This window comes from Stenotrophomonas sp. YJH_SMC_81, assembly GCF_059370875.1.
This window is the reverse complement of the sequence record NZ_JCAFUB010000001.1, coordinates 233643-256795: the sequence shown is the minus strand read 5'-3', so window position 1 is coordinate 256795 and position 23153 is coordinate 233643. Positions and strand designations below refer to the sequence as shown.

Here is a 23153-nt window from a genome sequence, read left to right as displayed (position 1 = left end):
CGGACCCTCCCGCAGGCTCTCGACGGTTTCCTGCGTGCGCGGCCGATGTAGAGCCGAGCCCACGCTCTGCTCAGGCCGAAGCCGGAGGGCAAGGAAGAGCAAAAGCAAAAGCAAAAGCAGAAGCAGCCAAGCATGGCTTGGCTCCACCAGGAGCGGTCATGCGTGCGCTCGCGGCTGTTGGGTCCGCCTTGTAGCGAGCCGAGCACCGCAGGGGAGTCAGGGGCGAAGAGGCCGCTCGATCCTGTAGAGCCGACTGCTAGTCGGCTGGCTCTCCGCGCCGTCCCCTGATTCGCCGAGGAGCGCAGGGCACCGGCGCGCAGCGCCGGCTCGCGGATGGCGGCGTGTTTCTTTGGTGACCTTCTTTGCACGAGGAAAGAAAGGCACACCCCGCCGCGGTCGCGGAAGTAGCCCGCCGGGCGCGGCCCGGCGCAACCGCTGCGTGGGCGCACGGAAATACGCAGCCGAGCATGGGCTCGGCTCTACAGGTTCACTGCAGGTCGCGAAGATTCAGTTTCCGCAGCGTTGGGTTCTTCCACGCGGTGATCCCGGCCACGCTCAGCACCGCGAATCCGCCCAGCACCACCGCCGGCACCAGGCCGAGCAGCTTCGCCATCGTGCCGGCATAGAACGCGCCCAGCTCGTTGGACGAACTGATGAAGATGCCGTTGATCGACGATACGCGACCGCGCATCTCTTCCGGCGTAGCCAACTGCAGGATGGTCGAGCGGATCACCACCGAGACGCCATCGAACGTGCCGTAGAACAGCAGGATCAGCGCCGACAGCCAGAAATGCTGCGACAACCCGAAGCTGATCACGCACAGGCCGAAGCCGGCCACCGCGAACAGCAGGACGCGGCCGGCATTGCGCTGCAGCGGGTGGCGCGCCAGCCACAGGCCCACGCACACCGAGCCCAGCGCCGGCATCGCGCGCAGGATGCCCAGGCCTTCCGGGCCGTGGTGCAGGATCTCGTGCAGGAACGCCGGCAGCATCGCTACCACGCCGCCCAGCAGCACCGAGAACATGTCCAGCGCCATCGCGCCGACCATGATCCGGTTGCCGACCACGAAGCGCGCGCCTTCGGCGATGCTCTTGAAGATCGGTGCGGCCGGACCGGTATGCACCGGTTCTTCCACCTTCAGTGTGGCCAGGCAGGCCATCGCCACCAGCGCAAAGGCCGTAGCCACCGCGTAGGACAGACCCTTGCCACCGAAGCCGACCAGCACGCCACCCAGTGCCGGGCCGGCGATCATGCCGGCCTGGAACACCACCGCGCCCAGGCCGGCGCCACGGGCGAACTGGTCACGGGCCAGCACGCGGGCGAACAGGGCGTTGTAGATCGGCGACAGGAAGGCGCGGACCATGCCGGTCAGCGCGATGGCCGCATAGATCGGCCACACGCCGTCAATCGGCAGCCAGCCCATGGCTACGCTGGTCAATACCAGTGCAGTGGCGATCAGCCCGCAACAGGCGACCATGCCCAGCCGACGGCGCGGCAGGTGATCCACCAGGTAACCGGCGAACGGAGCCACGCAGAAGAACGGCACGACCTCGGCCAGGCCGATCAGGCCCAGCGAGAACGGATTGCGGGTGACTTCGTAGATGTGCCAGCCGACAGTGACCGCGACCACCTGGTAGGACAGCATCGCGAAGATGCGGTAGGCCAGCAGCCTGGCGAAACCGGGGCGGGACAGCAGGCCCAGTGCACTGTCTTCGGCTGTGGCGGGTTCGCTCACGACGGGTCGCGCTGCAGCTGCGCCTGCGCCGTCTCGCGGATGAAGGCCAGCATCGCCGCCACACCATTGCTGCGGGTGGGCGAGAGGTGGCGGGCCAGGCCGATGTCCTGGATGTAGCTCGGCTCGGTGTCCAGGATCTCCTGCGCCGAGCGCCCGGAGTACACGCGCAGCGCCAGGAAGATCAGGCCGGAGACAATCGCCGAATCGCTGATGGCATGGAAGCGCAGCGACTGCGCGTTGCCCTCGGGCACGATCCAGACCATCGACTGGCAGCCGAGCAGGCGATGCTCTTCGGTCTTCCATTCTTCCGGGAAGGGCGGCAGCTTGCGGCCGAGGTCGATCAGGTACTGGTAGCGCTCGGACCAGTCGCCGAAGAAGCCGAATTCCTCGGCGATGGCGGCCTGGGCCTCGGCGGCGGTGGGTTCAAGCGGGAACGGGGAGTCGGTCACAACAGTCTCTACGGTGGGGGCGTGGCCGGCGGACCGGCCACGGGGCAGGGCAGGTCAGCTGCGCTTGCGCGACCAGCGAACGCCCTGCGGGGTGTCATCCAGCACGATGCCTTCGGCGGCCAGCTGGTCGCGGATGGCGTCGGCACGGGCGAAATCGCGTGCCTTCTTGGCCGCGGCGCGCTCGTCGATCAGGCCCTGGACGCGGGCATCGTCGTCCTCGTCGCCCGCTGCGGTGCCGAACCACTGCGCCGGGTCGGCCTGCAGCAGGCCCAGCACCAGGCCCGCACCGAGCAGCTCGCCCTTCAGGCGTGCCTGTTCGGCCGGGTCGGTGGCACGACGCGCGTCGGCGGCGATGCGGGCCACTTCGGCCAGCGCCTGGGGTGTGTTGAGATCGTCGTCCAGGGTCGCTTCGACGCTGGCGGGGATCACTGCCGTGGCCTCGATCGACGCCAGTTCGCGCAGGGTGCCGTACAGGCGGTCCAGGGTGCGCACCGATTGTTCGATCAGCGCATCGGACCAGTCCAGCGGCTGCCGGTAGTGGGCCGACAGCAGGGCCAGGCGCAGCGCCTCCGGCGGATGCTGGCGGACCAGGTCGTGTACGCGCTCGATGTTGCCCAGCGACTTGCTCATCTTGGCGCCGCCGAAGTTGAGCATGCCGTTGTGCAGCCAGAAACGGGCGAAGATCCTACCTCCGTGGGCGCATTCGCTCTGCGCGATCTCGTTCTCGTGGTGCGGGAACTGCAGGTCGACGCCGCCGGCGTGGATGTCGATGGTCTCGCCCAGGTGGGCTGCGGCCATCGCCGAGCATTCGATATGCCAGCCCGGACGACCCCGGCCCCACGGCGATTCCCAGCCGGGCAGGTCGTCGCTGGACGGCTTCCACAGCACGAAATCACCCGGGTCGCGCTTGTACGGGGCCACGTCGACACGGGCACCGGCCAGCATTTCTTCCGGGTCACGGCGCGAGAGCTTGCCGTAGCCGTTGAAGCTGGCGACCGCGAACAGTACGTGACCCTCGGCGGCGTAGGCATGACCATTGGCGATCAGCTGCTCGATCATGGTGATGATCTGCGGCATGTGCGCGGTCACCTCCGGCTCGATGTCCGGCGGCACCACGCCCAGCGCGGCCATGTCTTCACGGTAGGCGGCGGCGAACTTGCCGGTGATGGTGCTGATCGGCACGCCCTGCTCGCGCGCAGCGGCGTTGATCTTGTCGTCCACGTCGGTGATGTTGCGGGCGTAGCGCAGCGCGCCGAAACGGCGCCGCAGCAGATCGGCCAGCACCCCGAACACCACTGGGCCACGGGCGTTGCCGATGTGCACGTAGTTGTAGACCGTGGGGCCGCACACATACAGGGTCGGACAGGCCGGGTCGAGCGGAGTGAACGGTTCGAGCTGGCGAGTCAGGTTGTTGTGCAGGCGCAGGGTCATGGGGCTGTGGCTGGGGGACAAGCCTGTGATTTTAGAACGTGTCGGCCTCCTTTGGGGGCACTGGCTGCCACCGGTGGACGCCGGGTCCATCCTGGGTGGGGTGGGCAGGAGCAGCGTGGACGGGTAATGTTCAGCCCCTTGCGCTCGCCACTGCCTACACTATTGCCGTGTCCTTGCTCCCGTCGCCAATGAAATCCACCGCGTTGCTGACCCTGGCCTGCCTGTCGGCGCTGCCCGCCGTGGTGCTGGCCCAGGAGACCGAGCCCCGCAACCGGGTGGTGATCGTGGAGAACGTGAAGTTCGACTACGCCCAGGTGCTGAACGTCGAGCCGGTGTTCCAGACCCTGCGCGCGACCCGCACCGAGGAGCACTGCGAGCCGGTGTCGACACGGACCCTGGCCCCGGTGAACGTGACCGGCGAGGAGCCGGTCGAGGACAAGGGCCGGATCAGCCGCTTCTGGGATTCGGTGCGCTCGATGTTCAAGCGCAGCGACGAGGAGCCCTCCGAAGAGGCCGGCCCCGAAACGCCGGCCCCAGCGCCTGCCAACAATGGCCCGATGCTGACCCGCGACTGCCGCATCGTGCCGGTGGGGCGTGAATTCCGCCGGCCCATCGCCTACGACGTGGACTACGTCTACAAGGGCACCAAGTATCGGTCGCGGCTGCCGGAAGACCCGGGCAACCGGCTCAAGATCCGGGTGTCGATCACCCCCTGGGTCGGTCCGGAGCAGGGCGCCGCCGGCAATCCCTGATTCTGCGACCCCGGCCCCTTGCGCCGGTCACGGCCGCATGCAAAGATATTCGGCCATGAAGCTCACCGACTTCCAGCACGACAGCAGCGCAGCCCGACAGGCGTCTGGCATGACCTCGCGTGCGCGTCGACCGGAACCCCACATTCTCGCTGGGTAACCGGAGCTTTTTGCTGTTCGTCCGAAAAAAACCCAGCCCGCCGGCTGGGTTTTTTCGTTTCCGCGTTCTGAAAGCTGCAACTGCAACCTTTTCGTTTCACCTTTGCTTCCTGTTTTCCCTTCCACCGCGTCGAACCCGGCGCCGCCACGCAAGGAAAGATGATGTCCCCCAAGCACTTCCTGAACACCCAGGACTGGAGCCGCAGCGATCTCGACGCGCTGCTGACCCAGGCCGCGCTGTTCAAGCGCAACAAGCTCGGCGACCAGCTCAAGGGCAAGTCGATCGCGCTGGTGTTCTTCAACCCTTCCATGCGTACCCGCACCAGCTTCGAACTGGGCGCATTCCAGCTCGGTGCCCACGCGGTGGTGCTGCAGCCGGGCAAGGATGCGTGGCCGATCGAGTTCAACCTCGGCACGGTGATGGACGGCGATACCGAAGAGCACATCGCTGAAGTGGCCAAGGTGCTGGGCCGTTACTGCGACATCATCGCGGTGCGTGCGTTCCCCAAGTTCGTCGACTGGGCCTACGACCGCCAGGACATCGTCCTCAACAGCTTCGCCAAGTACTCGCCGGTGCCGGTCATCAACATGGAGACCATCACCCATCCGTGCCAGGAGCTGGCCCACATCATGGCGCTGCAGGAGCACTTCGGTACCCAGGACCTGCGCGGCAAGAAGTACGTGTTGACCTGGACCTACCACCCCAAGCCGCTGAACACCGCCGTGGCCAACTCGGCGCTGACCATCGCCACCCGCATGGGCATGGACGTGACCCTGCTGTGCCCGACCGCCGACTACATCCTCGACGAGCGCTACATGGGCTGGGCCGAGCAGAACGTGGCCGAGAGCGGTGGTTCGCTGAAGATCAGCCATGACATCGACAGCGCCTACGCCGGCGCCGACGTGGTCTACGCCAAGAGCTGGGGTGCGCTGCCGTTCTTCGGCAATTGGGAACCGGAAAAGCCGATCCGCGACCAGTTCAAGCACTTCATCGTGGACGAGCGGAAGATGGCGCTGACCAACAACGGGGTGTTCAGCCACTGCCTGCCGCTGCGCCGCAACGTGAAAGCCACCGATGCGGTGATGGATTCGCCGCAGTGCATCGCCATCAACGAAGCCGAGAACCGCCTGCACGTGCAGAAGGCGATCATGGCCGCCGTTGCCGGGCGCTGATCCAACACTTCAGCCGACCAGCGGTCGGCTCTACCGAATTCCCATCCCCCAAGTGGACCTGATCCCCATGAGCAACAAAGACGTCGTTCTCGCCTTCTCCGGCGGCCTGGATACCAGCTTCTGCGTGCCCTACCTGCAGGAGCGTGGCTACAACGTGCACACCGTGTTCGCCGACACCGGCGGCGTGGATGATGAAGAGCGCGATTTCATCGAGAAGCGTGCCGCCGAGCTGGGCGTGACCAGCCATGTCACCGTCAATGGTGGCCCGGCCATCTGGGAAGGCTTCGTCAAGCCGTTCGTGTGGGCCGGCGAAGGCTACCAGGGCCAGTACCCGCTGCTGGTCTCGGACCGCTACCTGATCGTCGATGCCGCGCTGAAGCGTGCTGCCGAGCTGGGTACCCACATCATCGCCCACGGCTGCACCGGCATGGGCAATGACCAGGTCCGCTTCGACCTGGCCGTGAAGGCGCTGGGTGACTACCAGATCATCGCGCCGATCCGCGAGATCCAGAAGGAACACACCCAGACCCGCGCCTACGAGCAGAAGTACCTGGAAGAGCGCGGCTTCGGCGTGCGCGCCAAGCAGCAGGCCTACACCATCAACGAGAACCTGCTGGGCGTGACCATGTCCGGCGGCGAGATCGACCGTTGGGAAGCCCCGGGCGAAGGTGCGCGTGGCTGGTGCTCGCCGCGCAGCGAGTGGCCGGAACAAGCGCTGACGGTCACCCTGAAGTTCGTCGAAGGCGAAGCGGTTGAACTGAACGGCAAGGCGCTGCCGGGCGACCAGATCCTGGCCCAGCTCAACAAGCTGTTTGCCCCGTACGGTGTTGGCCGCGGCGTCTACACCGGCGACACCGTGATCGGTCTGAAGGGTCGCATCGTGTTCGAGGCCCCGGGCCTGGTCTCGCTGCTGGCCGCGCACCGCGCGCTGGAAGATGCCGTACTGACCAAGCAGCAGAACCGCTTCAAGCCGGACGTGGCACGCAAGTGGGTGGAGCTGGTGTACGAAGGCTTCTACCACGACCCGCTGAAGACCGACATCGAAGCCTTCCTGAAGTCCTCGCAGGCCAAGGTCAACGGCGAAGTGGTGCTGGAAACCCGCGGTGGCCGCGTCGACGCGGTGGCGGTGAAGTCGCCGCACCTGCTCAACACCAAGGGCGCCACCTACGCACAGTCGGCCGACTGGGGCGTGGAGGAGGCTGAAGGCTTCATCAAGCTGTTCGGCATGAGTTCGACTGTCTATGCGCAGGTCAATCGCGGTTGACCTGTGACGGGGGCGCCGGCCGCTGGCCGGCGCCTCGCAGCGTCAATGGAAGGTAGTGCCGGCCGCTGGCCGGCTCGTGGCACGGCTGGATCATTGCGGAGCCGGCCAGCGGCCGGCACTACCGATTTCGAACCCTACGGATATTCAGACACATGCTTGAACAGACGCTCGATCACCTGCAGGCCCTGGTGTCCTTCGACACTCGCAACCCGCCGCGTGCGATCACCACCGGTGGCATCTTCGATTACCTGCGCGCGAACCTGCCCGGCTTCAACGTCGAGGTGATCGACCATGGCGCGGGTGCGGTCAGCCTGTACGCCGTGCGTGGGACGCCGAAGTACCTGTTCAACGTGCATCTGGATACCGTACCGGACTCGCCGCACTGGAGTGCCGATCCGCATGTGATGCGCCGCCTGGACGACCGTGTGGTCGGCCTGGGCGTGTGTGACATCAAGGGCGCCGCCGCTGCGCTGGTGGCGGCGGCCAACGCTAGTGATGGCGATGCCGCCTTCCTGTTCTCCAGCGACGAAGAAGCCAACGACCCGCGCTGCATCGCCGCGTTCCTGGCCCGTGGCCTGCCGTATGAAGCCGTACTCGTGGCCGAACCGACCATGAGCGAAGCGGTGCTGGCGCATCGTGGCATCAGCTCGGTGCTGATGCAGTTCGCCGGCCGTGCCGGCCATGCGTCGGGCAAGCAGGATGCGGCTGCCAGCGCATTGCACCAGGCCATGCGCTGGGGCAATCGCGCGCTGGATCATGTGGAATCGCTGGCCTCGGCGCGCTTCGGTGGACTGACCGGCCTGCGCTTCAACATCGGTCGCGTCGAAGGCGGTATCAAGGCCAACATGATCGCACCGGCTGCTGAGGTGCGCTTCGGGTTCCGCCCGCTGCCGTCGATGGACATCGATGGCCTGCTGGCGACCTTCGCCGGTTTCGCCGAGCCGGAAGCCGCCGTGTTCACCGAGACGTTCCGTGGTCCCAGCCTGCCCGCCGGTGACATCGCCGAGGCCGAGAACCGCCGCCTGCTGGCGCGCGACGTGGCCGATGCGCTGGAGCTGCCGATCGGCAATGCCGTGGATTTCTGGACCGAGGCGTCGCTGTTCTCGGCCGCTGGCTACACCACACTGGTATTCGGCCCGGGTGACATCGCCCAGGCACACACCGCCGATGAGTTCGTGACGCTGGACCAATTGCAGCGCTATACCCACGCCGTGCACCGGATCATCGCCGCCGGCGCCTGATCGACCCTACAACGCCGCCATGCCCCGGGCATGGCGGAACTGCAACGCGGCGACCGCCGCCTGTGACGAAACCGAAATGTCTCCTGCCCTCCAGCCCCACCGCCAGACCCGCCAGACCATCGTGCGCCTGCTTTCCAGCATGGCCAGCGCGAAGGAGATCAGCCAGTACCTCAAGCGTTTCTCGCAGCTGGACGCCAAGCGCTTCGCCGTGGTCAAGGTCGGCGGCGCGGTGCTGCGCGACGATCTCGACGCGCTGACCTCTTCGCTGTCGTTCCTGCAGGAAGTCGGGCTGACCCCGATCGTGCTGCACGGCGCCGGCCCGCAGCTGGATGCCGAGCTGTCGGCGGCCGGCATCGAGAAGCAGACCGTGAACGGCCTGCGCGTGACTTCGCCGGAAGCACTGGCGATCGTGCGCCGGGTGTTCCAGCAGTCCAACCTGCGCCTGGTCGAGGCGCTGCAGCAGAACGGCGCACGTGCCACCTCGATTACCGGTGGCGTGTTCGAGGCCGAGTACCTGGACGTGGACACCTACGGCCTCGTCGGCGAGGTGAAGAAGGTCAACCTGGCACCGATCGAGGCCAGCCTGCGTGCCGGTTCGATCCCGGTCATCACCAGCCTGGGTGAAACCGCCGGTGGCCAGATCCTCAACGTCAACGCCGACTTCGCCGCCAACGAGCTGGTGCAGGAGCTGCAGCCGTACAAGATCATCTTCCTGACCGGCACCGGTGGCCTGCTGGACGAGGCGGGCAACGTGATCGATTCGATCAACCTGTCCACCGAGTACGACCACCTCATCGCGCAGCCGTGGATCCACGGCGGCATGAAGGTGAAGATCGAACAGATCAAGGACCTGCTCGACCGCCTGCCGCTGGAGTCGTCGGTGTCGATCACTCGCCCGGCCGACCTGGCCAAGGAACTGTTCACCCACAAGGGCTCGGGCACGCTGGTGCGCAAGGGTGAGAAAGTGCTGCGCGCCACCGCCTGGAGCGAGCTCGACCTGCCACGGCTGAAGGGCCTGATCGAATCCAGCTTCGGCCGCACCCTGGTGCCGGACTACTTCGAAAAGACCAGGCTGCTGCGTGCCTATGTCAGCGAGAACTACCGCACCGCGGTGATCCTCACCGACGAGGCCGAAGGCGTGTACCTGGACAAGTTCGCCGTGCTCGACGATGCGCAGGGCGAAGGCCTGGGCCGCGCGGTCTGGAACGTGATGCTGGAGGAGACCCCGCAGCTGTTCTGGCGCTCGCGCCACGGCAACCCGATCAACCACTTCTACTACGCCGAGTCCGATGGCTGCTACAAGCAGGACCATTGGAAAGTGTTCTGGTTCGGTGCCGATGGCATCGACCGCATCAAGACCTATGTCGACCACTGCGCCCAACGCGCGCCGAGCCTGCTGGGGTGAGCGATGAGTCCTCCTGACGTGTGGAACACGGTGCCTACCCTGCGCGGCCAGCACGTGGCGCTGCAGCCGCTTCAGCTTGAGCATGTCCCGGGCCTGCGCGCTGCCCTCGAAGGCAGCGGCCTGGACCAGCTCTGGTACACCCAGGTGCCGTCACCGCAGCAGGTCGAGCACTATGTGCAGGCCGCGCTGCAGGCGCACGCCGAAGGCAAGGTGCTGCCGTTCGTGATCCGCGACGCCGCCGGTGACATCATCGGCAGCACGCGCTTCTACGACATGGATGCCAGCGTGCCCAAGCTCAGCCTCGGCTACACCTGGTACACGCCGCGCGTGCAGCGCACCGGCGCCAACACCGAGGCCAAGCTGTTGCTGCTGCAGCACGCCTTCGAGGCCATGGGCTGCATCAGCGTGGTGCTGGAAACCAGCTGGTTCAACGTCACCTCGCGCACCGCCATCGCCCGCCTCGGCGCCAAGCAGGATGGCGTGCTGCGCAACCACAAGCGGCACGCCGACGGCACGCCGCGCGACACCGTCATCTTCTCCATCATCGATGCGGAATGGCAGGGCGTGAAGCGCCACCTGCAGTACCGCCTGGACAGTCACGCATGAACGATTCGACTTTTACCCTGGGCATCGTCGGTGCCCGCGGCCATACCGGCGCCGAGCTGATCAAGCTGGTGGCCGCCCACCCGCGGCTGAAGCTGGCTTTCGTCTCCTCGCGCGAGCGCGCCGGGCAGCGCCTGTCCGACCACCACCCGGAATTCCAGGGCGAGCTGCAGTACGAAAACCTGGACGCCGATGCGGTGGCGGCCAAGGGCGTGGACGCGGTGATCCTGGCCCTGCCCAACGGCCTGGCCGCGCCGTTCGTGGCCGCGCTTGAAACCGCGAAGCCGGACACCGTCATCGTCGACCTCTCGGCCGACTACCGTTTCGACAACAGCTGGTACTACGGCCTGCCGGAGCTGACCCGCGGCCGGTACAACGGCCAGAAGCACATCAGCAACCCGGGCTGCTATGCCACCGCGATGCAGCTGGCGGTGCATCCGCTGCTGGACCTGCTGGCGGGTCCGCCGCAGTGCTTCGGTGTCTCCGGCTACTCCGGTGCCGGTACCACGCCGTCGGACAAGAACAACGTCGAACTGCTGGCCGACAACCTGATGCCCTACGCGCTGACCAACCACGTGCACGAGCGCGAGGTGTCCGTACAGCTGGGCGTGGCGGTCGAGTTCATGCCGCACGTCGCGCCGCACTTCCGTGGCATCACGCTGACCGCCAACCTGTGGCTGAACCGCGTACAGACCCGCGAGCAGATCGTCGAGCGCTTCCAGCAGGCCTATGACGTTGAACCCTTGATCGAGGTGGTGGACGAAGCGCCGTGGGTCAGCCGCATCGCCGGCCGCCACGGTGCCCAGGTCGGTGGCTTCACGCTCGCGCCGGGCGGCAAGCGCGTGGTGGTGGTGGCGACGCTGGACAACCTGCTGAAGGGCGCGGCCACCCAGGCCATGCAGAACCTCAACCTCGCGCTGGGCATCGACGAACTGACGTCGATCCCGCACTGAACACGCCTTCCGGAGCCCCCATGGCAGACCTTCTTTGGCAGAAGCCCGGCGTCGCTGTCGACGTCCAGATCCAGTCCTTCCTCGCCGGCGACGACGTGATCCTCGACCGCGAGTTCTTCCTGCATGACATCGCTGCCAGCGCCGCGCATGCGCAGGGCCTGCAGCACATCGGCATCCTCAGTGCCGATGAGCTTGCCGGACTTCTGCGCGAACTGGAGATCCTGGCGCAGGACTTCCGCGAAGGCCGCTTCGTGCTGGATACGCAGTACGAGGATGGCCACTCGGCGATCGAAGCGCGCCTGACCGAACGCCTTGGTGATGCGGGTCGCAAGATCCACACCGGCCGCAGCCGCAACGACCAGATCCTGGTCGCCACGCGCCTGTGGCTGAAGGAGAAGCTGCAGCGCGTTGCCCAGCTCAGCACCGAAGTGGCAAAGGTCGCGCTGGACCGCGCGCAGGCCGAGAAGGACCTGCCGATTCCCGGTTATACCCACATCCAGCGTGCCGTGGTGTCCTCGGCCGGCATGTGGTGGGCGGGCTGGGCCGAGGCCTTCATCGACAATGCCATCCGTGCCCGCGACACCCATGCGCTGGTCGACGCCAATCCGCTCGGCACGGCTGCCGGCTACGGCGTGAACCTGCCGCTGGACCGCGAGCACACCACCGCCGCGCTGGGCTTCGCGCGCATGCAGGTCTCGCCGATCTACGCGCAGCTGTCGCGTGGCAAGTTCGAGCTGGCTGCACTGGAAGCGCTCGGTGGCGCCACGCTGGACCTGCGCCGCATTGCGTGGGACCTGTCACTGTTCACCAGCGCCGAGTTCGGCTTCGTCGCGCTGCCGGCGCAGTACACCACCGGCAGTTCGATCATGCCCAACAAGCGCAATCCGGATGTGATCGAGCTGATGCGCGCCACCCACGCCAGCGTCGCCGCTGCACGCACCGAGATCGAGCAGCTGCTGTCGCTGCCGTCCGGCTACCATCGCGACCTGCAGTCGTCCAAGGGTGCCATCTTCCACGGCTTCGGCCGTGGCCTGGCCGCGCTGGAGCTGCTGCCGGCGCTGCTGGCCAACCTGGAATGGCGCGACGACAGGCTGCGTGCGGCGATCGATTCGGGCATGTATGCCACCGACGTGGCGGTGGAAGCGGCCGTGGCCGGTGTGCCGTTCCGCGAGGCCTACAAGGCGGCTGCGGCCGGTGCCGACAGCGCAGGGCAGGGACGCACGCCGGAAGGCAGCCTGGCTGCGCGTGTATCGCCGGGCTCGGCCGCTGACCTGCGCCTGGACGAACTGCGCGCGCGCTGGCAGGCGCTGTCCTGATGGCGGGCACGGTCTACCTGGTGTTGGCCATGCGCCGGTCGGACTTCAACGATGCAGCGGTGCAGCCGCATCGCGATTTCCTCGATGCGTTGCAGGCGCAGGGCAAGCTGCAGCTGACCGGTGGCTTCGCCGATGGCAGCGGTGGCGCCTACGTGCTGTGCAACGTGGACAGCCTGGCGCAGGCGCAGGCCATCGTCGCCACCGATCCGCTGGTGACGATGCAGGCCTCCGACCTGACCGTGCACGAATGGAACACCCGCTGAGAGCCTGACCGATGATCCAGCACGCTGCCCATGTCGCCTCGCCGTTCCCCGAACAAGCGCTGCCGCCGTGGCGGCGTGCGGTGCTCAAGGTTGGCAGCAGTCTGCTGGCAGCCGATGGCGGCGGCCTGTCGCCACGCCACGCGCTGGGCCTGGCGCAGTTCGTCTCAGCCAATGTCCTGGCCGGGCGCGAGGTGGTGATCGTGTCTTCCGGCGCGGTCGCTGCCGGGCGCGCAATCCTGCCTCGGGCCGATGAGCCTGGCGCGGCGATGGCGGCGAGGCAGGCCCTGGCCGCGCTCGGCCAGGCACAGCTGATCGGGCTCTGGCAGCGCTTCTTCGAGCGCCCGGTGGCGCAGGTGCTGCTGACCCACGACGACCTGCGCAACCGCCGCCGCTACCTCAATGCACGCGCCACGTTGAGTGAACTGTTGCGCCTGGGCGCATTGCCGGTGGTCAACGAGAACGACACCGTGTCGGTGGATGAGCTCAAGCTCGGCGACAACGACAACCTGGCTGCCACCGTGGCGGCGCTGGTCGACGCCGATGCGCTGTTCATCGCCACCGACATCGATGGCCTGTACAGCGCCGACCCGCGCACCGTGGCCGATGCGCGGCCGTTGCACGACGTGCCGGAGCTGGGTCACGAGGTGCTGGCGATGGCGGGCGGCGCCGGCTCGCGCGCCGGTACCGGCGGCATGAGGACCAAGCTGGAGGCGGCGGCGAAGGCCGGGCGCCTGGGCATCGAAACCTATCTGTTCAATGGCCGCAGCGGTGACGTGGTGCGCGCGCTGGCGCAGGATCGCCTGTTCGGCACCCGCATCCATGCCGCACGCAGCCGCGAGGCCGCCCGCAAGCACTGGCTGCGGCATGCACCGCTGGCCGAGGGCGTGATCGTCATCGATGCCGGTGCGGCACAGGCGATGCGCGAGAAGGGCGCCTCGCTGCTGCCCGGTGGCATCACCGGTGCAGAGGGCGTGTTCCGCCGCGGCGATATGGTACAGGTGTGCTGGAACGCGCCGCAGGGCCGTGTCTGCGTGGCCCGTGGCGTCAGCCAGTATGCTGCCGACGACGTACGCCGGATTGCCGGCCACCATTCGCGCGACATCCAGGCCGTGCTCGGCTACAACTACGGCGGCAGCGTCGTCCATCGCGACGACCTGGTGCTGCCATGACCGGATTGAAGGACACACCGATGAGCGAGATCGAAGCGCAGGCGCGTGCCTGCCGTGATGCGGCGCAGATCGTTGCCGGCCTGGACAGTGCGGCACGACGCACGCTGCTGCTGGCGATGGCGCAGGCGCTGGAAGTGAATGCAGGGTTGATCCTGGCCGGCAATGCACGTGACCTCGCCGCCGCGCGCGAGAAGGGCGTGGGCAGCGCCATGCTCGATCGTCTGGCACTGGACCCGCCGCGCCTGTTCGCGATGGCCGAAGCCGTGCGCGAAGTGGCTGGATTGCCAGATCCTGTCGGCGAGGTCACCCGCGATGACGTGCGCCCGAACGGCATCCGCGTGCAGAAGGTGCGCGTGCCGCTGGGCGTGATCGCGATGATCTACGAGGCGCGCCCGAACGTGACCGCCGAAGCCGCGGCGCTGTGCCTGAAGGCGGGTAACGGCGTGATCCTGCGCGGTGGTTCCGAGGCAATTCACTCCAACACCGCGATCGCGCAGGCACTCGCCGGTGCGTTGAAGGCCAACGGGGTACCGCCGGCCGCCGTGACCGTGCTGACTGACCTGCGCCGCGAGGCGATGCTGGAACTGCTGCAGCTGCATGAGCTGATCGACCTGGCGATTCCGCGCGGTGGCGAAGGCCTGATCCGTTTCGTTGCCGAGCATGCGCGGGTGCCGGTGATCAAGCACTACAAGGGTGTCTGTCATCTGTTCGTGGATGCCAGCGCCGACCTGGGCAAGGCCATCGACCTGCTGGTGGATGGCAAGTGCAGCCGGCCAGCCGCCTGCAATTCGCTGGAGACACTGCTGGTACACCGTGACGTAGCCGATTCCTTCCTGCCGCGCGTGGCGCAGGCGCTCGGCCAGCGTGGCGTGCAGCTGCGCGCCGATGCGCAGTCGCAGCCGCTGCTGCCGGGCAGCACGGCGGCGACCGAGGAGGACTACGCCGCCGAGTTCCTCGACCTTGTGCTGGCCGTGCGCGTGGTGGACGACCTCGATGCGGCCATCGCGCACATCCGCCGCTATACCTCCGATCACACCGAAGTGATCGCGACCGCAGACGCCGGCCATGCCGAGCGTTTCGTTACTGCGCTGCGCTCGGCGGTGGTGATGGTCAATGCCTCATCGCGCTTCTCCGATGGTGGCCAGCTGGGCCTGGGCAGCGAAATCGGCATTTCCACCACGCGCCTGCATGCCTATGGCCCGATGGGTCTGGAAGCGCTCACTGTCGAACGTTTCGTGGTGCGTGGCGAAGGGCAGACGCGCACATAAGTGGATCCACGCCATGCGTGGATGTTCTTCGCGGCAGACCCCGGTGCCGACCAAGGCCGGCATCCACCGGGCTGTCGGGCTACACCACCTCGCGGCGGATGCCGACCGGGCGTGCGTGATCATCCATGTGCAGCGTGGCGGCCTTGCAGCTCATCAGGCGTTCGGCCAGGCCGGTGCTGGCACCCAGATCGGCGGCTACTTCGTTGAGGCTGGCCAGTGGCCGCGGCAGGCGGCGCTCGCGGCCACGGAAGCGGGCACGGTTGTACTCGGCCCAACCGATCAGCAGCACGCTGGCGCACAACAGCATCAGCGGCAATGCCACCAGCACGTAGGGATCGAACTGGCTTTGCCGTTCGTACAACTGCTGCCAGGCCAGCTGGCCGCCAACCAACCACGAGAACAGTGTCACCAGGGGCGCCCACAGGTAGAAGTAGAAGCCCCAGAACGCCAGGGTGACGAATCCCCAGGCGGTGCGCTGGAAGCGCGGCTGGCGGTGTGGCTTGCGGATCATCCGTGAGTCGAAGCGGTTGGAGGGGCGTTGCGCGTTCATCGGATCCCCCGGTCAGGGCTGGTCCAGGTGGCGCGCTTGCTGCGACGGCGCAGCAGTGTCTTCGGCAGCGCCACCAGGGTGGTGGAAAGGCTGATCAGCCAGTACGCCATCGGGTACCAGATGACCCAGAAATAGTTGCGTCCAATCTGTGTTTCGTAACGCCGGTCGATGATCAGGCTGCTGGCGAACTGCAGCAGGCAGACCAGCGCCAGGATCACGCCATGCCACTGCGGCAGCAGGCTGGCGATATGCAGCTGCGGCGGCAGCTCGATGAACTTGCCCAGTGCCCACAGCAGCACGATGAACAACATGGTGTAGGCCCAGATCACGCTCAGCACGTATTCCAGCAGCACGCCCCACATGCGTCGCTCTTTCCAGTGCAGCAGCGAGCGCGCGTGACGCAGCATCACCTCCACGCCGCCCTGGGCCCAGCGCAGGCGCTGCCGCCACAGGCCCTTGAGGGTCTCCGGCATCAGGATGAAGCACAGCGCATTGGGTTCGTAGCGGATGTCCCAGTGCGCGCGCTGCAGGCGCCAGCTGATGTCGATGTCCTCGGTCACCATGTCATCCGACCACCAGCCCACCTGGTGCAGGGCGGTACGGCGGAAGCCGGCGATCACCCCGGAGATGGTGAAGATGCGCCCGTATACGCGCTGCGCGCGCTTGATCATGCCGATGATCGAGGAAAACTCGGCCACCTGCAGGCGCCCGAGCAGGGTGGAGCGGTTGCGGATGCGCGGGTTGCCGGTGACCGCACCGACCCGGTTGCCGCTGACCAGGTGCCAGACCATCCAGTGCAGCGCATGTTCCTCCAGCATTGCATCGCCGTCGATGCACACCAGGTACTCCGAGCGAGCGGCCAGTGCGCCCATGCGCAGCGCATTGGCCTTGCCCAGGTTACGGTCCAGGTGCAATACGCGCAGCCGCGGGTGCCTTGCCGCCAGCACATCCAGCCGCGCGCCGGTGTCATCGCTGCTGCCATCATCGATGGCGATCACTTCGTAGTCGGCGGGGTAACGCTGGGCCAGCGCCGCAGTGAGTGTGTCATCCAGGTTCTCTGCCTCGTTGTGGCAGGGCACCAGCAGGCTCGCGAAGGGCGGATCGACCATCAATGGAGGGTCGTTGCGCGGCCGCGAGTGGCGTTCGCGCCGGTAGTAGTAGTAGAGGCCGCCGGACATCCAGAAGAACGCCATCACCATCGGGTAGTAGAAGGCGAACTGGAACAGGACCTGCAGCAGCGGATGCATGTCCATGTCACTTCTCCGGGTACGGGAAGGTGCCGGCGGACATCGCCGCGCGGGCATCGCGGGTGGAGGGCTGGTCGGCGATGAAATCGTCCGGGTACCAGGCGAAGTGGTGCACGCCCTGCGCCTGCAACTGGCGGATCTGTGCGCGCAGGCGCTCGGCGGGAATCGGTTGCCCGTTGCGCCAATCGACGGTCTGCAGCTCGAACAGGGTGTGCTGCAGCTGCGGGTCATGTGCGCGTACTGCGGCCAGCAGCTGGTCCAGCCAGCGCTCGGGGTGCTGGCTGCCTTCCATCCACGGCATCGCCATCAGCGCGGTCTGGTCATAGGCCTTGTTGAACAGGTCCAGGCGCTGCGCGAACCAGGCCTCGCTCTGCGGGCGGAGCACCGGCTCAGCGTACAGGTTGCGCACGGTGGCCAGTTTCGGGCGCCAGCGTTGCGCGCTGTCGCGCAGCGCCAGGGTGAAGCTGATCAGCGCCTGCGTGCGCGCGCTGCCATCGCCCCCGGCTGCCAGTGTCGGCAGCTCGGTGTCGCGCAGGTAGCCGTCGTCATGGAACAGCAGGCCTTCAAAGTAGGAATTGACCGCCAGGTCCTCGTAGATGTCGAGCATGATCTGGCGGGCCTTCGGGTTGGTGAAGTCCAACCGGTACATGCCATCGGGATCGCCGTTGCGGATCGCCAGCGCCTTGCGCTGCGCCAGGTCGGGCAGCTCGAAGCCAAGCACCGGCAGCCATGCGTAGACCTTCACGCCGGCGCGGGATTTCAGTTGCCAGGCAACGCGGCTGAACAGGTCCGCCCGCATCGGCATGTGACGGTTGGGGAAGTACAGCGCATCGGCAGTGTTGTTGCCGTCCGGATCGGCGAATGCCTGCAGGTAGACGTGCGTCGGCGCGATGCGCTTGACCCGTTCGACCAGCGCATCGAGGTTGCGTGCCTGCTGCGTCGGGTCTGCGTCGTAGACATCATCCAGGTCGATCTGCAGGGCACGGATGCCATCGAGCGCGACATCGCGGCGCAGCTCGTAGGCCAGCCCTTCCACGGTCGGGTTGTCGCTGACCAGGAAGCGCGCCAGACCATGCAGGTCGCTGGCCACCGGCGTGCTGCGGCCCTCCAGATCGAAGGACACCGGCATGCCCAGCTGTTCGGCGATGTCGTTGCTCAACTGGTTGTAGGCGGCGTATGGCCAGACGATGGCGCGCGGGCGCACGCCCAGGTGCTGCTTGATGCGCTGCACGCTGCGCGAGAGATCGGCGCGCAGGCGCTGCTCATACTGCGTTTCAGTCTCGTACCTGTGCGTGGCCGGGCTGTAGATGCGGGTGACCACGGCGGGCGTTGAATTGCCCTGTGGATTGGCAAGCACGCCGTGGTGCAGGTCGTCGGTATGGCTGGCCACTTCGATCAGGCCGCTGTCGTGCATCTGCTTCAGCTGCGCCCAGGTAACGAAGTCATCGTGGCCGAACGGCCGGTAGCCATAGTCGATCGTGCGCCCGGGTGCCATGTCCACGTAATCGGTGATCACTGCCACCAGCGCCGGGTAGCGGTACGCCTGCAGCAGCGGGAAGGCCTTGTCGTAGACGCTGCGCAGGCCGTCATCGAAGGTCAGCAGCACAGGCTTGGGCGGCAGCGTGGCCCGCCCCTGCGAGGCATCGATCACCTGCGACAGCGAGACCGGGTGATAGCCATGCGCGCCCAGCCAGTCCAGGTGTGCGGCAAAGTTCTGCGTGCTCACCGCATAGGTATCGGCATCGCCCTTGGCCGCGACCTGGTCGCGGATGTCGTGGTAGCTGAGGATCAGCAGGCCATTGTCGATCGCATCGAGATGCGCGGCCTGCTGCGCCAAGGCCGGTGGCGTGATGGCCAGCAGCAGGAGCACGATCAGTCGCAGGAAGCAGGCCATGTCAGTCTCCCCAGCGCAGTGCGGCTTCGAAGCCGATATGACGCTCGCGGTGGCCGTCGTAGACCGGCCGCGACCAGCGCACGCCGTACTCGAACACGCGGCCCGGGCCCAGCTGCCATTCGTGCATGTACGACACCGACGGCACCAGCGCACTGCCGAAGCCGTCCTGCCAGTAGTCGCCCAGCGAGACCGTCAGCCGGTGGCGGAAGTGGCGTTCGTAGTGCCGCCACAGCTGCTGGTCGATGCGCAGCCCGATCTCGACCATGCGGTCGCGCTTCGGGTTGAAGTAGGGCGCATCGTCGCGGCTGCCACGACTGGTGTAGGCACTGGCGAGGCCATCGATCAGCCAGCGCGGGCGGGTCAGCAGGCGCTGTTCAAGGCGGGTGCTGAACAGTTCGCGGTGGTTGCCATCGTCATAGCGGAAGCGGCTGGCGCCGAACGTCCAGTGGGTGAGCTCGCTGCGCCGGTAGTCCACCTGTGCGCTCATGCTGTCGGCGGTGATGCCGGCCGCGCGCGCCTGCATCGAGGCTTCTGGATCATTGCGCGCGGCCACCAGGCCGGCGTGCCAGTAATCGTTGAACTGCCAGCCGACGCCGGCCCGCAGGCCGGTATCGCCGATGTGGTCGTTGGCGCGCAGGACGGCCGCTTCCGCATCCAGCTGCCCGAAGCGGTAGCGCACGCCCGCACCCAGCCACAGGGGATCGATGCGCTGGTCCTGGAAATCGGTCGAGCGCCGGTCGGCCAGGGCGAACAACCGCCAGCGGTCATCAAGGATCGGTGTCTCCACTTCCACACCGTAGTGGCGATCGTTGTTGCCCAGTGGCGAGGTGCCACCGCCACCGGAGCTGCGGCCGATGTCGGTCCATGCCTTCAGCTGCCAGCCGCGATGCGCACGCCAGGCCTGGTCCATGCGTTCGACGGCCGGTTGGGTGGGATAGCGTGCGACCAGGTCATCGTGCAGCGGTCGCGCCAGGTCGTCGCGCTGCAGGGCGACGTAGGCCTCTTCCATGCCCAGCCGCGGTTCGATGTCACGCGGGTCCAGCGCGTGTGCCATCTGCTGTCGCTGCAGTGCCCTGCGTGGCCAGCCGCGCATCATGTAGACGCTGCCCAGCGCACTCTGCAGGCCTCCGTTGCCGGCTGCGATGTCCACCATCGACTCCAGATCGTGCTGCGCAGTGACCAGGTCGCCGCTGTAAGCGCGCACCATTGCCAGGTTGAGATCGGCCTCGTAGCGTGACCAGTTCGCGTACGGTGATTTGCCATTGCTCCAGCGCCACGCCGGCTCCTTGTCGCGCCATGCCTGCAGCAGGTCGATCGCCTTTTCCTGCTGCTCGCTTTCCAGGTAGGCGTAGGCCAGTTCCGAATGCGAGGCGTCGCGCGCCGGATCGCCAGCGACGGCCGCCTGCAGTACCGGAATGGCTTCTTCCGGGTGCAGGGTGCCCATCAACGAATCGCCCACGGCAGGCAGCACGTAGTCGGGCAGGGTGTGGCCTTCGGCCTGCAGGGCTCGTGCTTCCTCACGCACCTGTACATGGCGGCCCAACCGGTTGAGCAGGATCAGCCGGTCCATGCGGATGCGCAGTGGCGCCTGCGAGGGTGGGGTGCCTTCGCCGCCGACGTAGCGCTGCATGCGCGCCAGGGTCGACTCGGCTTCTTCCAGGCGGCTGTCCTCGCTGCTGCTGTAGGCCAGGCTCCAGACCACGAGTTTGGCCAGGTAGTCGCCTTCCAGGCGCTGCTTCTGGGCGTCGTCGAACAGCTGCGGCCGCTGCTGGTACAGCTCCCAGGCGCGCCAGGCATTGCCGATGTCGCCCAGGGTCAGCACGCGCAGCTTGAACAGCAGATCGTCGTTGGGCTGCTGCTGGCTGGCGCGCTCGATTGCGCCGAGCGCATCCAGCCAACGGGCCTGGTCGCGGTAGCGGCCGATCTCGGCCAGGGCCGCGTCGCGGTCGGTCGGAGCCGCGCCGCTGGCCCAGGCCAGAGCGGTGCATGCGAGGCCGACGCAGAGCGCCAGCCGGCGGTGGACGACCATTGGGGACCCCCTTGGCTTCCGAACCAGACAACCTGTGAAAATGTGACGCAAATCACATGCCAGTATTTGGCGTGGCCGTGGCCCGCGTCACTCCCTTCGTGCATTCCCGCCCATTGAAGACGGATACAACCCGGACAGCGACCTGCAATGTCTTGTCTGAAACGAGAGTCCCCCGCACACCGAGTGGTGGCCTGGGCGGCGCCGCCGCCCCCATGCCCGATGCCGGCACGCGGCAAGGAAGGGCATTCGTGGGCACTATCCGCCCGCAATTGTCAGTCCGGCGTCAAAATTTCCCGGGTGTCTGACGAGCGGTAGGCGGGGCCCTCTGGCGGCCCCGGCCGGGCTACCAGAGATCTTCCAGCTTGCGGGGCTTGCAGGCGACCCACGAAGCGCACAGCATCAGGGTGGCGCAGCCGAACAGGAAGCTGAACGGGAGCGTCCAGCCATTGCTGACGGTATGCAGCCAGCCGACCAGGAACGGGCCCAGGCAGCTGAAGCTGTAGCCCACGCCCTGCATGAAGCCCGACAGCGCGGCCGAGCCGGCCGGGGTGCGGGTGCGCAGGTTGATCAGGGTCAGCGCCAGCGGGAAGGTGGACGGGCCGACGCCGAGCAGGCAGGCCCACAGCAGGGGCGCCTTCATCGGCGCCAGCAGCAGCCCGGTGAAGGCGATCACGAACGAGAAGAAGCCGATCAGCACCAGCGGGAACGGGTTCTGCATGCGTACCGCCATCGACGGAATGACCAGTGACGGCAGCAGGCCCAGTGCCGAGAACACGGCCACCATCACGCCGCCGAACGCGGGCGTGCCACCGGCCTCGACCACGATGCGCGGCAGCCAGGTGAACATCGAATAGGTCATCAGCGAGGTCATGCCGAACATCAGCGTCATGCTCCAGCCCAGCGACGTGCGCCAGACCTTTCCGTGCGGCTGCGCGGTGGGATCGGCGGCGTCGGCCAGCGGCTTCGGTGCGCGCCTGGCCAGCAGCAGCCACGGCAGCGCGGCGGCCAGTGCAAGCAGCGCCCACATGCCCAGCGACACGCGCCAGCCTGCAGCGTTGGCCATCGGTACTGCCAGTAGCGCCGGCAGCATCGTGCCCAGCTGCAGCACGCTGATGTAGAGCGTGCTCATGGTGCCGACCTTGTTGGCGAAGTAACGCTTCACCAGCGGCGGCACCACCACGTTGCCGATGCCCATGCCGGCCAGCGCGATTACCGAGCCCAGCAGCAGCGTGCCGACGTTGCCGGCGCTGGAGCGCAGCAGCAGGCCGGCCATCGCCATCGCCATCGCCAGCAGTGTGGTGCGTTCCAGGCCCAGGCGCCGCGCCAGTGCCGGCGTGGCCACGCCGAACAGCGCGAACGAGGCGGTCGGCAGCATGCCCAGCACGCCGGTCATGGTGGTGCCGAAGCCGAACTGCTGGCCGAGCACGTCCAGCAGCGGGGTGATCGAGGTGACCGCAGTGCGCAGGTTGACTGCTGCCAGCAGGATCGCGGCAAACGCGAGGACGCGACCGTGCAGCAGCGACGGCGAATCGGAAGTGGAGGAACTCATCGATGGTCCTTGCAGGTGTCGCACGCCGCAGCAACGGCATGCAGCGCCGGCATCGGTCTACGCCGAAGCGGCAGGTGGGGGTGGGGGCTGCAGGTGGGCCGGCAGCGCGGCCATTGTACGTGTGCGCTCCGGCAAGGTCCCGTCATGCGGGCGGCCTGGCGCGGGGTACAAAAAAACCCGGAGGACAGTGATGTCTTCCAGGCTTCTTGGTGACCACCGAAGTGGTCGGGGAGACAGGATTCGAACCTGCGACCTCTACGTCCCGAACGTAGCGCTCTACCAGACTGAGCTACACCCCGAAGGGAGCCGCCTATTCTAGCGATTCACCCCGATGGCGGCAAGGGGTGAATGCTGTTTTCTTCACACCGCCGAAGCAGTGCCACCTCAGGGAACAAAAAAGCCTGGATGACTTCACCAGGCTTCAATGCGACCACGTGAGTGGTCGGGGAGACAGGATTCGAACCTGCGACCTCTACGTCCCGAACGTAGCGCTCTACCAGACTGAGCTACACCCCGAAGGAGCCGCCTAAGATACCGTGTGAAGGCCAGGGCGGCAAGGCTTTTTTACAGCTCAGCGACGATTTCCGTTCTCGATGCGGTTCTGCTCGCGGGCTTCGAACCACATGCCGTTGAGGATGGCCACCGTCGAGGCGAGGCCGGCACCGAGAATCCAGGCGAAGTACCACATAGTCAATCTCCATTGTTC

At 67.0% G+C, this 23153-nt stretch carries 20 protein-coding genes and 2 tRNA genes; 11 read left to right on the top strand and 11 right to left on the bottom strand.

The window, feature by feature from the left end; all coding sequences use genetic code 11:
- Positions 1 to 487: 487 nt before the first annotated feature.
- The 3 genes from AC5P8U_RS01190 to cysS are packed head-to-tail and all read right to left on the bottom strand — an operon-like array spanning position 488 to position 3615.
- Positions 488 to 1735, bottom strand: coding sequence for an MFS transporter (locus tag AC5P8U_RS01190; protein ID WP_188240792.1), 1248 nt, complete (start codon positions 1733 to 1735; stop codon positions 488 to 490).
- Positions 1732 to 2184, bottom strand: coding sequence for a SufE family protein (locus AC5P8U_RS01185; protein ID WP_061478045.1), 453 nt, complete (start codon positions 2182 to 2184; stop codon positions 1732 to 1734). The genes AC5P8U_RS01190 and AC5P8U_RS01185 overlap by 4 nt, the downstream gene beginning before the upstream one ends.
- Before the next feature lie 54 nt (positions 2185 to 2238).
- Positions 2239 to 3615 (bottom strand): cysteine--tRNA ligase, encoded by a 1377-nt coding sequence (cysS, locus tag AC5P8U_RS01180; protein WP_072168397.1) that lies wholly within the window; start codon positions 3613 to 3615, stop codon positions 2239 to 2241.
- A 188-nt stretch (positions 3616 to 3803) separates the two neighbouring features.
- On the opposite strand from cysS, the gene AC5P8U_RS01175 reads away from it, so the two are divergent.
- The 11 genes from AC5P8U_RS01175 to AC5P8U_RS01125 all read left to right on the top strand — a co-directional run bounded on the left by AC5P8U_RS01175 (position 3804) and on the right by AC5P8U_RS01125 (position 15178).
- Positions 3804 to 4367: a glycine zipper 2TM domain-containing protein gene (locus tag AC5P8U_RS01175; RefSeq protein ID WP_072168396.1), complete on the top strand. Its 564-nt coding sequence runs from the start codon at positions 3804 to 3806 to the stop codon at positions 4365 to 4367.
- A gap of 318 nt (positions 4368 to 4685) precedes the next feature.
- Positions 4686 to 5696 (top strand): N-acetylornithine carbamoyltransferase, encoded by a 1011-nt coding sequence (locus tag AC5P8U_RS01170; protein WP_072168395.1) that lies wholly within the window; start codon positions 4686 to 4688, stop codon positions 5694 to 5696.
- A 67-nt stretch (positions 5697 to 5763) separates the two neighbouring features.
- Positions 5764 to 6960 (top strand): argininosuccinate synthase, encoded by a 1197-nt coding sequence (locus AC5P8U_RS01165; RefSeq protein ID WP_072168394.1) that lies wholly within the window; start codon positions 5764 to 5766, stop codon positions 6958 to 6960.
- A 152-nt stretch (positions 6961 to 7112) separates the two neighbouring features.
- Complete coding sequence (locus tag AC5P8U_RS01160) at positions 7113 to 8201, top strand: acetylornithine deacetylase (protein WP_049412643.1); 1089 nt, start codon at positions 7113 to 7115, stop codon at positions 8199 to 8201.
- A gap of 76 nt (positions 8202 to 8277) precedes the next feature.
- Positions 8278 to 9606, top strand: coding sequence for an acetylglutamate kinase (locus AC5P8U_RS01155; protein ID WP_061478039.1), 1329 nt, complete (start codon positions 8278 to 8280; stop codon positions 9604 to 9606).
- A gap of 3 nt (positions 9607 to 9609) precedes the next feature.
- A complete protein-coding gene (locus tag AC5P8U_RS01150; protein ID WP_088497649.1) occupies positions 9610 to 10212 on the top strand; it encodes a GNAT family N-acetyltransferase in 603 nt (200 codons plus the stop codon).
- Complete coding sequence (gene argC / locus AC5P8U_RS01145; RefSeq protein WP_088497650.1) at positions 10209 to 11162, top strand: N-acetyl-gamma-glutamyl-phosphate reductase; 954 nt, start codon at positions 10209 to 10211, stop codon at positions 11160 to 11162. Before AC5P8U_RS01150 ends, argC begins: the two co-directional genes overlap by 4 nt.
- Before the next feature lie 20 nt (positions 11163 to 11182).
- Positions 11183 to 12478 (top strand): argininosuccinate lyase, encoded by a 1296-nt coding sequence (argH, locus tag AC5P8U_RS01140; protein WP_188240794.1) that lies wholly within the window; start codon positions 11183 to 11185, stop codon positions 12476 to 12478.
- The gene (locus AC5P8U_RS01135; RefSeq protein WP_072168391.1) at positions 12478 to 12741 is read left to right on the top strand and encodes a YciI family protein; all 264 of its coding nucleotides are present in this window, start codon (positions 12478 to 12480) and stop codon (positions 12739 to 12741) included. Before argH ends, AC5P8U_RS01135 begins: the two co-directional genes overlap by 1 nt.
- Positions 12742 to 12752: 11 nt before the next feature.
- Positions 12753 to 13910, top strand: a complete 1158-nt coding sequence (gene proB / locus AC5P8U_RS01130) for a glutamate 5-kinase (protein ID WP_072168390.1) — start codon at positions 12753 to 12755, stop codon at positions 13908 to 13910.
- Positions 13907 to 15178, top strand: coding sequence for a glutamate-5-semialdehyde dehydrogenase (locus tag AC5P8U_RS01125; protein ID WP_072168389.1), 1272 nt, complete (start codon positions 13907 to 13909; stop codon positions 15176 to 15178). Before proB ends, AC5P8U_RS01125 begins: the two co-directional genes overlap by 4 nt.
- Positions 15179 to 15257: 79 nt before the next feature.
- On the opposite strand, the gene pgaD is transcribed toward AC5P8U_RS01125, so the two are convergent.
- The 8 genes from pgaD to cydX all read right to left on the bottom strand — a co-directional run bounded on the left by pgaD (position 15258) and on the right by cydX (position 23135).
- Complete coding sequence (gene pgaD / locus AC5P8U_RS01120) at positions 15258 to 15728, bottom strand: poly-beta-1,6-N-acetyl-D-glucosamine biosynthesis protein PgaD (protein ID WP_072168388.1); 471 nt, start codon at positions 15726 to 15728, stop codon at positions 15258 to 15260.
- Positions 15725 to 16981, bottom strand: a complete 1257-nt coding sequence (pgaC, locus tag AC5P8U_RS01115; protein WP_061478032.1) for a poly-beta-1,6-N-acetyl-D-glucosamine synthase — start codon at positions 16979 to 16981, stop codon at positions 15725 to 15727. Before pgaC ends, pgaD begins: the two co-directional genes overlap by 4 nt.
- 1 nt (position 16982) lies before the next feature.
- Positions 16983 to 18869 carry a poly-beta-1,6-N-acetyl-D-glucosamine N-deacetylase PgaB gene (pgaB, locus tag AC5P8U_RS01110; protein WP_447897507.1) on the bottom strand — a complete coding sequence of 629 codons (1887 nt, stop codon included), beginning with the start codon at positions 18867 to 18869 and terminating at the stop codon, positions 16983 to 16985.
- Between the two features lies 1 nt (position 18870).
- Entirely contained in the window at positions 18871 to 20898 is a 2028-nt protein-coding gene (pgaA, locus tag AC5P8U_RS01105) for a poly-beta-1,6 N-acetyl-D-glucosamine export porin PgaA (protein WP_088497653.1), read from the bottom strand.
- Between the two features lie 343 nt (positions 20899 to 21241).
- Positions 21242 to 22447 (bottom strand): CynX/NimT family MFS transporter, encoded by a 1206-nt coding sequence (locus AC5P8U_RS01100; RefSeq protein WP_072168385.1) that lies wholly within the window; start codon positions 22445 to 22447, stop codon positions 21242 to 21244.
- A gap of 222 nt (positions 22448 to 22669) precedes the next feature.
- Positions 22670 to 22746: transfer RNA gene (locus AC5P8U_RS01095), tRNA-Pro, on the bottom strand.
- A gap of 140 nt (positions 22747 to 22886) precedes the next feature.
- Positions 22887 to 22963: transfer RNA gene (locus AC5P8U_RS01090), tRNA-Pro, on the bottom strand.
- Between the two features lie 55 nt (positions 22964 to 23018).
- The gene (gene cydX, locus AC5P8U_RS01085) at positions 23019 to 23135 is read right to left on the bottom strand and encodes a cytochrome bd-I oxidase subunit CydX (RefSeq protein ID WP_072168384.1); all 117 of its coding nucleotides are present in this window, start codon (positions 23133 to 23135) and stop codon (positions 23019 to 23021) included.
- Between the last annotated feature and the right edge of the window lie 18 nt (positions 23136 to 23153).